Genomic DNA, 12183 nt, shown 5'->3' with positions numbered 1-12183 from the left:
GCCTTAATTTTAGTTTTAATTGGGTTTTCATGTAATCTAACAGTTAATTCTAATTTATTAACTTTTTTATTTTAGATTTATTAGTTATTGATTTTTTAAGTAAATTACTTTTTGTTTGTGCCATTTTTATCAACTCCTTCTGTTATAAAATATTGTAAATGTTTTCAAGCATCGTGTTCGTGCTCTGTCATTTTAATATTTCCTTTATAAATATAATTTTTCTTAACAACTGGCGATTGTAAAACATAATTTAAATTAAATAGATATTTACATAAAACTTTTAAACCACCAATAAATTTAGGAGTAGCTAATGGATTTTTTATTTTTAAACCTTTATTAAGTTGATAATCTTCAATTATTACAATAACTTTATTTAAATAAGAACAAATTTTATTTTTAAACTCATTTAATATTAAATACATATTATTTATTGCTTCTTCTTCATTTTTAGAATTAAAAGTAATATTATTAATTATTTTCTTTTGCAAAACATTATAAATAATCATACCAGTTTGTCCAATTCCAGCAGGGTCAATTACAATAATATATTTTAATTTATTTGTTTTATTTTTTTTGTCAATTTGTAATATTTTTCATCCATCGGATGCTAAATCTAAAATATCGTTAATTTTATAATATTGCATATATGAAACAATAACATCTCACTTGTCTTTAAATAAAATTAAGTACATTTTGGCTCATTCTAAACATTGCAAATCATAATGCTTTTTATGATGTGAAATACGACAATTAACAGGCTGACAATTAACTCAATCAAATGACGTTGTTATTTCATTTCAAGTTTTATTAATATACAAACTTTTATATTCTGTCATTTATCTATACTCCTTAATTATTTTTATTTGTTGCTCAAATTTCATCATTAATATCATTTACCGTTACTAGATAAGCTCGTATCATTAATTCTTGTAATTTATTTTTAATTTTTTTATTTCATTTTTTCATCAAATATTTTCCTTTCTGTAAAAAAACATAATATTCCTTTATTGGTTAATATTTTGATATTTAGTAAATAATTTATTTTAGTATTTAATTACTTCGCCCCCGCTTCACTTTGAAGGTGAGCGGGGGCGGGATAAGATATTTTGATAGAGTTTACCCCCATACGGAAATAAACAAAGAAACAGTTTACCCAGTTATTAATTACGCTTCATCCATCCCTACACAACTTTATATAAAGAAAATAACCTTTTGGAGTTCCAACCCTCTTGTTTTTTTAGTGTCCGATATTGTTTTTTCGGTTTAACAGCACTCTTTTTATGAAAACAAGCAAAAAACACGCGCTCTGACATTTCGCAAGTGATTAATCTTGCCGAGAATTAAAGAAATAAATAGGAGTAGTAAATCCAATCGCTTTCACACTTTCTTTAAGGCTTCGTGCCATAGATGAGTTATTCATCTTTAAGCATCAAAATATTAAATTTTAAGTGCCGCATTATTCATCGGATAATACCTTTATTGAAAGGATTTATAAAAATATTGTTTATTTTGTGTAGGGAAAACAGAATTTAATCTGTTTTTTTATGATAAAAGTTCTAAATTTAAAGATACTATCCGATGAATAATGCAAATAAATTTATGTTTTTTAATATAAAAATAAAAAAAAACAATCTCACAAGAGTTGTTTTTTGCCGGTTCATCGTACAGGACGCCTATGTAAAAAGAATTAAACAAGTTATATATATGTTATCAAATTATACATATAGTAAATACGCTATTAATAAAGGTTATAATGATGATGTTAAATTATTTTCTCCCTATTATTTTGAATTAATATCTAATCCAAGAGAACTAGAAACTGGGTATTGAGAATTTGAACATTGTAAAGTTAAATTAAATTCATCATATTTTAATTTTAGTGGCGGGTCTATTCCACCACAGCCAATAAATTATTGAAATAACGTTGATGCAAATGAAAAACCTTTTAAACAATTAGATAATAAATATTATTTTGTAATATGACGTGGTGATGAAAATTTTGATTGACGTATTATTAAATTTAAAAATGATACAGATGTAGGTTCTTCACAAAAGACAATTGATAATTTAAAAGATCAATATTATTTAATTTTAGGCAGTTATTTTGGTGTACGTGCCGTTAATTTATATATACACCAACCGGGATTTACTGGTTTTACACATTTATGAGTTAAAAATGATAATTATTTTAAATTTGTTTATTGTTGAAATGATGATAAAGAACCAAATACACCATTTATTTCACCTAAAACAGGGCAAATTATAGACTGAAATTTAAAGTAACAAATAATATTAATGGTAATGATAAAATTAAAGTAACTATTAAAAACAAAGATATTTCAGAAAACCCTATTTATCAAAAAGCAGCATCACGATATTCTTGAGGAACATCATGCAGTGCATGCTCAACTACTCGAATAATAATTGGCAACGTCATTATAAAAAACATTAACCCAGCTGATCAAAAATTATGTCCAAGTCCCAACCCAACAACAAGAACAACATATCCAAAAATAGCAAAAACAATTGATGGTGTTGCAACTAAAGCATCAGTTGAAAATTGAATTAATGCTACTAATCGACTATTTTTTCGCGCATATTCACTCAAATAAATTGCTGTAATGATGCTAATCGGAATTGAAAAAAAAGTTCCCGTGAAAATTAACATAAAAGTTGAAATAATAAGTGTTGGTAACTAATAATAACCAATAAAAGCGCTTGAATCAAACTGTGCTAAATAACTAATTGCCGCAAAACCATTAATAATAATATTTAAAATAATCCATGCAGAAAAACTAAGTGTAAGCAAACAAGTTAATATCATTCAAAAAATTCGACAATAATTTATTGTTTTATTATAATAATTAGTTTTTATCTTTTTATTAATTAACATGAGAAAATCTTTGTCTGTTAATCAAGTTGAATTACTTCCTTCTGCTAATGAATTGCTTGCTCGTTGAGAATGTTTTCGCTTTCATCTACGAATTAAATGCTTCCCTTGTTCTTTTTGTCGTTGAATTTTATAAGTAGTTAAAATAATAATATTTAAAATTGAAACCATCATTAATAGAATTAAGCCTAAAGCAAATAAAGCTGAACGGTGTAAACTAGCAACATGTTCAGGTAATTCAATTCCAATTTTGGTTGCTAATGTTGCAATTGGACTAAATAAAAAACTTCAAAATCCTTGCCATAAATTAGGAATTTGTGCCGCCATTCCTGTTAATAAAATCATAGCAGTAACTTCACCAATAACACGGCACATTTCAAAAATAACAGCACCAATAATTTTTATTTTTGCAGCTGTTTTTACCACTTTAAAAGCAGTATATGTACGAGATGCACCTATTGGCTAGAGCTGCAAAACGATATGATTTCGGAACACTTAAAAAATCATTTGCCGATAAAAGCAAAAATGGTTGGCAAAGCTAAAAAAGCTAGGATAACCCCTGCTGTTAATAAATTTGTTGGTCCGCTAGCTCCCGCCCGAACAAATAACATACCAATTGTTTCTCGCCCAAATACCGCAAATAAAACTGGCGGAATTCCGGCTAATAATTCAATAACAAAAATAATAATATTTCTTATTTGTCTAGATAAAAATTCTGTGACAAAAAGAGCGGTTAAAATTGCTAATGGTGCAGCAATAATAATCGCTAATGTTAAAACTAAAATAATACCAACAATAAATGCTAAAGCGCCAAATTGGTATTCTCCTGTTTCATTATTAATAATTCACTTCGTCCCTGTTAAAAAGTTTCAAAATCCTTGATAACGTAAATCAGGAATAGCACTAATAACAATGAAATAAATAATTAAAAATACAGCAATAATGGCACACAATGAAAATAAACTAATCATTACTTTTGCAAGACGATCAGTAATTTGCTTGCATTTAAAAATATTTATACTAATTTGATTCATAAATTAATCTAATGTGAATAAATCAGAAAAAGGATTTGTACCATATCATTCTCAAGCTGGAATTAATTCATCAGCTTGAATGTTTGATTGTCCCTTAGCTTCATTTTTTAAAAATAATAAAAAATTCTTAACTAATGATAAATTATCACCCTTTAAATGAAATGTTAATTCAAAATAACGCTTTAATTCATAATTTTCTTGTAAAGTTGTTGGCGATGCTACAATTCCTTTATATTTTAAAATACTCAACTTATTTTCCTCTACTAATTTTTTAGCGCTATATGAAACATATCCTATTGACCCTGAATTATCCTTTACCTCCTTAATTGCTGCTGCAGTATTATTAGCTGTTCGTAATTGCGAATCAAATTCTTTAATTTGTAATTTTTCTTGGAAAACATCACGTGTACCTGAATTTTGTTCACGATTAATAGGGGTAACATTTGTTGTTGATTGACATTCTAACAAATTACCTCAAATTTTTGTTTCCCCTTCATAAATTGACTTTAAAACGTCAACTTTACTACTAATCAAATCTAACTCTAAATTTGATCCTTGACAATCTGATGGTAAATTAGCAATTAACAAAATGCCGTCAACAGCAAATTTTAAACCAGCATATGGATCTTTTGTAAATTCTGTCTTTAAAGCTCGTGAAGTAAAACCAAAAACTAAGGTATTGTTTTTAATTCCTGTTTCACCTCCGCTAGAGCCACTACTATTATAAGCAATCCTAATATTATGTTCTTGGTTAAATTTTTTTAAAACAGAATTCATTAATCCTTGGACCGAAGTTGAACCACCAAACAAAAAAGTTTGTTTTTGTTGACAACTAATAACACTAATAGCACTCGTACCGCTTAACATTAGTGTTGATAGTAATCCTAAAATTTTTTTCAAATCATATCCTCCAAATTATTTTAGTAATTTATTAATATTACTCACTATTAAACAGTTAAAATAGAAATCATAAAAACTGTTTATGGAATAATAATTACTTAAAATAAAGCAAAATGCAAGAAAAGTAATATTCTATCAAATTTATTTCCATTTTAAAATAAATTAGCAAAAAAATTCCATAAAATTAAAAAGTTAATATAGTACCTTCTTTATAAATACTTTATTAACTAAAAACTTTATATTGTTAATTACTTCCAATCTTAATTAAAATTATTTGTAGCAAGCACCCCCAAAACAGACAACATTCCTAGACTGTTAACTTTTTCACATAATCCTCATCAGTTCTCCTACTATTTCCCAACAATTCTAATTCGGTTGCTAACCCTCGAATCCGATCAACAATTCTTAATGCTTTTACTTTATTAATTTCTTTATCATTAATTTCAGTTTTAACATTTGCATAAATCGTTGTTAAAGCTGTTGTTGTAAAATTTGATGAAAAAAAAGTTGGCAGTCGACGACTAATACGGTCATTTAGAATACGAAATAATAAATCATCACGAACTCATGGAGAAACTGTTTCTCCACCAATATCATCTAAAAATAAAACATCCGCTCCTAATAAAATTTCTACTAATGATGATTCACTATTAAAAAGATTAAATGATTCCTTTACTCGATTAATTAAATTAATTACTGAAATAAAAGCAACTTTACGATTATTATTTGCTAAAACATTAGCTAAGCGAATTAATAAATAAGTTTTGCCAACTCCTGGCTGGCCATGAATATATAAACCTTTTTTTCGTTGACCTTTAACAAATTTAACCATTTCGCCAATAATAAGATGCATATTATTAAAATTTTCATCTTTTTTAATATCATTTAATCGTAGTTTTAATAATTCATCACTAAAGTCATAATAAAGATAATTATTTTTAATTTTATTTTTTTCTTTAATAGCTATTGTATGATTACATTCAACTCGTGTTAAAAACAAATTATTATTTTCTTTTTTAATATAATATTTGTATCCTTTAAAGGATTGTTGGCATAAAGATAAAGATGATGTTTTTTCACATTGATGATAATTTTTTAAATATTCTTGAAAGAGTGTCTCAAACTGTTGATAATTATTAATATCAAACGCAATTTCTTGTAAATTAAGTATTAACTCTGCATTGTTTTGAAGTTGTTTTAATAAATTTAGTTTTGACATTGCCCCCATCTCTCTTTCATTTTTACTATTATAAATTTTTTAAATCATCTAATAATTGTGTAAGATCAACTTTTTTTATTCCTTGTTCTTGCCGTTTTTGTTCATAAATTTTATTATATTCTAATTCAGCCATATTATGTTTAACTGCTTTTTCTTTCCATTGATATGTTTTTGCTTTAATAGCATCTTTTGTAACTTTACTTTTTTGTGTTTTTGCATAAGCACTGCGTAAATGCTCCATTGCTTTATCAACAGTATTAATTTGTAATTGATGAAAAGTGTTTGCAATTTTTTCACAATACTTTTTTTCAATTCGATGAGCATTTTTAAATCAAACATATTCAATTAAGCAATTAATTACCCCTGGTCTCAATGAATAATTAATAATTAAATCGCGAATTAATTCAATTTCAATTGGTGTTGGCTTCTTATTTTCTCGTAGTAAAGTTAAATATTGAATTGGATCAATTGAAACCATTTCATTAATTTTTGCTTCTAACATATTAGTTGGTTTAATAACATTTTCATCATTAACAATTAAATTTAATTGTTCTCCATTAAATTGTTTTTTTAATATTGCTTTTTGATGAAAATCAGATAGTAAATGTTGAAATGTTTCATAATTAAAAATTCGTTCTTTGGCAGTTAACTCAATACTTTTATAAATAAAAATAGCAAGATTATTTGTTAAAACATTGTAATAATTTGCTAACTGGATAATTTTTTCACGATATGGTAAATATAATTTATGATTTGCATTTTTTGATGCTAAGTATTTATCAATATAAACAAAATCAAATGTCATTGTTTCATCACTTAATTGACCAGATAAATCATTATGCTTCTGTTTACCCTCTTGCTGATTAACAATAAATTTAGCTTTAATAATTGCAAAAGATTTTTCTCCTACAATATTCAATAAATAATTTCTTAAAATTTGATTTTCAAAAAAAGCAATTGCGGAAATTGGTAATTGTGGTTTTAAAATATAATGCTTTCCTTTTTCACGTTTTAAAATCTTTAATAAACCAATTGTTTCTAATTTACTTTTTGCTACTAAAAATTCATCATATGATATTTGTAATAATGTTAAAAGATTGTCTAAATGATATTTAGTATTTAATTCTAAGATGAAATCTTGTGCTGTTAAGGCAATATATAACATATGTGCTTTATCGCCAATAATTGGCCGATATAAACATAAAAGTAACATACGTTCATCATCTGACAATTGATATTCTTGTTTAATTAAATAAGTAGTTTCTTTTTCCATCATTTTCCCGTTCCTCTTTGTTTAATCATTAATAATATTACAATGAACAATTAATAAGTAAATATAATTTGTTAAAATAATGCTATTAACTGACTTATCCACAATCTTTTTTAAATAAAACAGTTATAATTATTAAGTTTTTAAAACTTTTCCACATATAAACAACTTTTAACTATTATATCTTTTCTGTTTTTTAAATTTAATTGGTGTTAAAACTAATAATCCTTTTTGGGTGCATCATAAAGCAAGATTATGACGTGAAGTAATTAATTTATATAAAATAGTAAAACTTGAAATAACCATTGGTAAATAAATTGCCAATTGAATTGGAAACTTAATTGCTTTAATAACAAAAGCCATTGGGAAAAGAACTTGTTTTAGACCGATTGCATATAATCATAAAACATTAAATGCAAATGAAATTAAAGCAAACCCTATTGCATATAAGATAATTGTTTTTAATATTCAAAATTTATCACTTTTAAATAAAAAAACCATACTTCCTAAAAAACCATATAAAGCAAGATTAAAGGAAAAACCACTATGATATGTTCCACTAATATTTACCAAAGCCCCTAAAGCATCAGTAGCAAGACCACTCAATACACCCAAAAATGGTCCAAATAACATTCCAATCACAAAAATTAAAAAGTTACCTAATGCTAATTGAATTACTCCTCCTCCCATAAATGGAAACGGAATAGTATAACTAATGACATTTGTGAAAATAACAGATAATGTAATTAATAAACTTATAATTGTAATTGTTAAAATACTAATTTTTTTTCAATTTTTATAATCTAATAATACCCCAAGATAAAATAAAATAGCAATTCCTAAACAAGCACCAATATTTGTTAATATATATAGCATATTTTACACCCTCTCTAAATAAAACTGATAAACCAACGGAATAAAATATAAAGACCCACAAACTAAAATATTTTTTGTTTTATTTCGTAATAATAATTTTTTCCAATTTTTAACTTTGTTCTGTATCTTAATATTATTAATGTCTCAGGACATTGGATGCTGAAATTCCGTAATATATAAATTATTGTCAAAATGTTCCTTCAATAAAGTTAAATTTTGCATATAATTTTTTTTTGTGAAGAAGCATACAATACTAATACTTCATTTCGATTCAAATTATGTAACATTTCAAAAGTATGAATACAGGCACGAATTCCTTCTGGATTATGTGCTCCATCAATAATAAAATACGGATTTTTACTTAGTTGGGTAAAACGCCCTAAGACTGGGTTCACTTTTAAAAGCTCATAATTAATTTTAAACTTAAAAATTTTTAAAAACTTAATAACTAAGCCAACATTAAATTCTTGGTAATAATTAATTGCATGTGGGTAAACTTCGCTTGTAATAATATTATCCGAATTATAATATTTTGCAATTAAATTAAAATGTTTTTTACAACTAGCACTAATAAAAAGTTGACAATTGTTTTTTGCAATTCCAACTTTATTTTGAATAATACTATCCAAAGTATTGCCTAATATCTCAGTATGTTCATAATCAATTGAAGTTAATAAAACAGCTAATTGATTATTAAAAACATTCGTTGCATCTAAACAGCCACCAATTCCAGCTTCAATAATTGCAATATCAATTTTTTGCTCTAAAAAATATTTAATACAAATTAAAACTCAAATTTCAAAAAAAGTTAATTGATAAGTTTTAATTTCTTCTTTAATTTCTTTGATAATTCGTTTTAAATCACTATCACTAATCATCTTGCTATTAATTTTAATTCGTTCATTATGTTTTGAAAATGCTGGTGATGTAAAAAGACCTACCCGTTGATAATTTAACATTAACTGGCGGTGTAAGTAATTTGAAACTGATCCCTTTCCGTTTGTACCAACAACATTAATTACTTTAATTTTATTTTGTGCATTCGCATATTTTTCTGTTAATAATTTTGCCAAATTATATTTTTTTTGAAAAAACGTTGCCTTAAAAAGTTGTTTTTTTACATCCATTGTAACCTCTTACTTTAATAAAGGTTTTAAATATTGCGCTGTATAACTAGTGCCACTTTTTAAAACAAGTTGTTCTGGTGTTCCTGTTGCAACAATCATGCCATTACCAACGCCACCTTCTGGTCCTAAATCAATAATATAATCAGCCATTTTAATAACATCTAAATTATGTTCAATCGTAATAACAGTATCACCATTATCAACAATTTTATTCAAAACTACTAACAATCTTTTAACATCATCAACATGTAATCCCGTTGTTGGTTCATCTAATAAAAATAAAGTTTTTCCCGTTGTCCGTTTTAACAAGAAGGTTGATAACTTAACTCGTTGGGCTTCTCCACCAGACAATTCTGTTGCTGATTGACCTAATTTAATATAACCTAACCTAACCTCTTGCATTGTTCCTAACTTCTGACTAATTTTTGGTTGTGCCGCAAAAAAATCACAAGCTTGGTCAACTGTCATTTTTAAAACATCATAAATATTTTTATCTTTGAATTTAACTAATAATGTTTCATCATTATAACGTTTCCCTTCACAAACTTCACAAGAAACATAAACCGTTGGTAGAAAGTGCATTGAAATCTTAATAATTCCATCACCTTGACAATGTTCACAACGTCCACCTGGCATATTAAACGAAAAACGACCCTTCAAATACCCTCGTGCTTTAGCTTCATTTGTATTGGCAAATAAATCACGAATATCATCAAAAACTGATGTATAAGTTGCTGGATTACTCCGTGGTGTTTTCCCAATTGGATATTGGGAAATATTAATTACTTTATCAATGTTATCAATCCCAACGATTTTATCATGTGCCCCTGGTCGTTTAGTTGCTAACCCTAAATTTTTCTTAATACCCTTTCATAAAATTTTATTCATTAAAGTTGATTTACCACTTCCTGAAACACCTGTTAAACAAACAAATTTATTTAAAGGAATTGTAACATTAATATTTTTTAAATTGTTTTCTCGTGCTCCTTTAATTTCTAATACTAAGCCATTACCACCACGCCGTTTTTTTGGCACATCAATTGCTAATTCACCAGTTAAATATTTACCAGTAATTGAATTTGGGTTTTGTTGAATATCATCAATACTTCCCGCAGCAACAACTTGCCCCCCATTAATTCCTGCACGTGGACCAATGTCAATAATATAATCACTAGCACAAATCGTATCTTCATCGTGCTCAACAACAATTAAAGTATTTCCTAAATCACGTAAACTTTTTAATGTTTCAATTAATTTATCATTATCTCGTTGGTGTAATCCAATTGAAGGTTCATCGAGAACATACAAAACCCCTGTTAATTGACTACCAATTTGCGTTGCTAATCGAATTCGTTGAGCTTCTCCACCTGATAATGTTGAAGTATTACGTGATAACGTTAAATAACCTAATCCAACACGACTTAAAAAATCCAAACGATTAACTAATTCATTAATAATTAATCGTGCAATTTCTTGTTGTGATTCTGTTAATTTTAAATTCAAAACTTCTTTTAATTCATCTTCAACAGATAAATCAGTAAATTCAGAAATACTAATATTGTTAATCTTAACTGATAAAGGAATTTCATTTAATCGCTTTCCTAAACAAGTTCCACATTTTTTATCTGTCATAAATTGTTTATAATATTCACGTTGTGATTCACTTGATGTTTCCGTATAGCGACGTTCAATTAACTGCCCAATTCCTTCAATATAATCATATCCCCGCATAATGTTCCCACTAGCTGTTTTTAAATTATATTCAATTGGTTCATCACTACCACGAATCAAATATTCTAGTTGCTCTTTTGTCAAATCACTGACGGGTTGTTCTAACACAATATGATAATGATTAGCTAAAACTTTAAACTTTTGCCATTCAATATTTGTTGTATTAACAATATTTTTTAAATAAATAATTGCCCCTTGTAAAATTGATAATGACCGATTAGGTATCAATAAATCTTCATCAACTTCTAATTTTACTCCCAATCCTTTACATTCACTACAAGCTCCTGAGGGTGAATTAAATGAAAATAATCGTGGTTCTAATTCCGGAATAACAAAACCACAAATACTACATGAATAATTAGTTGAAAAAAGCATTTCTTTTTTTTGATCAGCAAAATCAATTTTTACTAATGCATTACCATATTTTAACGCTACTTCAATTGCATCATGAATTCGACTTAATAAATCTGCTGATTCTTTATAAACCAAACGGTCAATAATAATATCAATATTTTGTCGTTTATTTTTATTTAATTCAATTTCTTCATCTAAAGTTTTGATTTTATCTTTAACCTTGACACGAATAAAAATTTCTTGTTTTAAACGTGCAAATAAATCTTTAAAACTACCTTTCTTATCACGAACTACTGGCGACAAAATCATAAATTTTTCACCTTCTGTTAAAAGTTGTTTTAAATTATTTATTATTTCTTTAACTGTTACTGATTTAATAACCCCATGACCATTAATACAATATGGTGTCCCAACGCGAGCATATAATAAACGTAAATAATCATAAATTTCAGTAACTGTTCCAACAGTACTGCGAGGATTATGACTAGTTGTTTTTTGATCAATAGAAATCGCTGGTGACAAACCTTCAATTGTATCAACATCAGGTTTTTCTTTTCCACCTAAAAATTGGCAAGCATAACTTGATAGACTTTCAATATAACGGCGTCTTCCTTCTACATAAATGGTATTAAAAGCTAATGATGATTTTCCACTTCCTAATAAACCAGTAAAAACAACTAATTTATCTTTAGGTACCTTAACATCAATATTCTTTAAATTATTCTCTCGAGCGCCTTTAACAACGATTCAATCTTTTCCCATTCTCTCACCCTCTTAATTAG

Annotated in this window: 11 protein-coding genes; 1 reads left to right on the top strand and 10 read right to left on the bottom strand. The window is 26.7% G+C overall.

What is annotated here, in order from left to right:
* Nucleotides 1-104: 104 nt before the first annotated feature.
* On the bottom strand, nucleotides 105-836 hold the full coding sequence (locus AACL22_RS10055; protein ID WP_338991876.1) for a hypothetical protein: 732 nt from the start codon (nucleotides 834-836) through the stop codon (nucleotides 105-107).
* Nucleotides 837-1704: 868 nt separating this feature from the next.
* On the opposite strand from AACL22_RS10055, the gene AACL22_RS10050 reads away from it, so the two are divergent.
* Nucleotides 1705-2283 carry a hypothetical protein gene (locus AACL22_RS10050; protein ID WP_338991875.1) on the top strand — a complete coding sequence of 193 codons (579 nt, stop codon included), beginning with the start codon at nucleotides 1705-1707 and terminating at the stop codon, nucleotides 2281-2283.
* 70 nt (nucleotides 2284-2353) lie between these two features.
* On the opposite strand, the gene AACL22_RS10045 is transcribed toward AACL22_RS10050, so the two are convergent.
* The 9 genes from AACL22_RS10045 to uvrA form a co-directional block, all read right to left on the bottom strand.
* Nucleotides 2354-2608, bottom strand: coding sequence for an ABC transporter permease subunit (locus AACL22_RS10045; RefSeq protein WP_338991874.1), 255 nt, complete (start codon nucleotides 2606-2608; stop codon nucleotides 2354-2356).
* A gap of 87 nt (nucleotides 2609-2695) precedes the next feature.
* Nucleotides 2696-3316, bottom strand: a complete 621-nt coding sequence (locus AACL22_RS10040) for a hypothetical protein (RefSeq protein ID WP_338991873.1) — start codon at nucleotides 3314-3316, stop codon at nucleotides 2696-2698.
* A gap of 29 nt (nucleotides 3317-3345) precedes the next feature.
* Nucleotides 3346-3924: a hypothetical protein gene (locus tag AACL22_RS10035; RefSeq protein WP_338991871.1), complete on the bottom strand. Its 579-nt coding sequence runs from the start codon at nucleotides 3922-3924 to the stop codon at nucleotides 3346-3348.
* Nucleotides 3925-3927: 3 nt separating this feature from the next.
* On the bottom strand, nucleotides 3928-4824 hold the full coding sequence (locus AACL22_RS10030; protein WP_338991869.1) for a substrate-binding domain-containing protein: 897 nt from the start codon (nucleotides 4822-4824) through the stop codon (nucleotides 3928-3930).
* Nucleotides 4825-5131: 307 nt separating this feature from the next.
* Nucleotides 5132-6043 (bottom strand): ATP-binding protein, encoded by a 912-nt coding sequence (locus tag AACL22_RS10025; protein ID WP_338991867.1) that lies wholly within the window; start codon nucleotides 6041-6043, stop codon nucleotides 5132-5134.
* Nucleotides 6044-6071: 28 nt separating this feature from the next.
* On the bottom strand, nucleotides 6072-7319 hold the full coding sequence (locus AACL22_RS10020; RefSeq protein WP_338991865.1) for a DnaD domain protein: 1248 nt from the start codon (nucleotides 7317-7319) through the stop codon (nucleotides 6072-6074).
* 165 nt (nucleotides 7320-7484) lie between these two features.
* Nucleotides 7485-8189 carry a folate family ECF transporter S component gene (locus tag AACL22_RS10015; RefSeq protein ID WP_338991864.1) on the bottom strand — a complete coding sequence of 235 codons (705 nt, stop codon included), beginning with the start codon at nucleotides 8187-8189 and terminating at the stop codon, nucleotides 7485-7487.
* A 209-nt stretch (nucleotides 8190-8398) separates the two neighbouring features.
* Nucleotides 8399-9316 carry a bifunctional folylpolyglutamate synthase/dihydrofolate synthase gene (locus AACL22_RS10010; protein ID WP_338991862.1) on the bottom strand — a complete coding sequence of 306 codons (918 nt, stop codon included), beginning with the start codon at nucleotides 9314-9316 and terminating at the stop codon, nucleotides 8399-8401.
* Between the two features lie 9 nt (nucleotides 9317-9325).
* Nucleotides 9326-12163 (bottom strand): excinuclease ABC subunit UvrA, encoded by a 2838-nt coding sequence (uvrA, locus tag AACL22_RS10005; protein WP_338991860.1) that lies wholly within the window; start codon nucleotides 12161-12163, stop codon nucleotides 9326-9328.
* Between the last annotated feature and the right edge of the window lie 20 nt (nucleotides 12164-12183).

This window comes from Spiroplasma endosymbiont of Seladonia tumulorum, assembly GCF_964020235.1.
Classification (GTDB): domain Bacteria; phylum Bacillota_I; class Bacilli_A; order Mycoplasmatales; family Mycoplasmataceae; genus Spiroplasma.
This window is presented reverse-complemented; position numbering and strand designations above follow the sequence as displayed.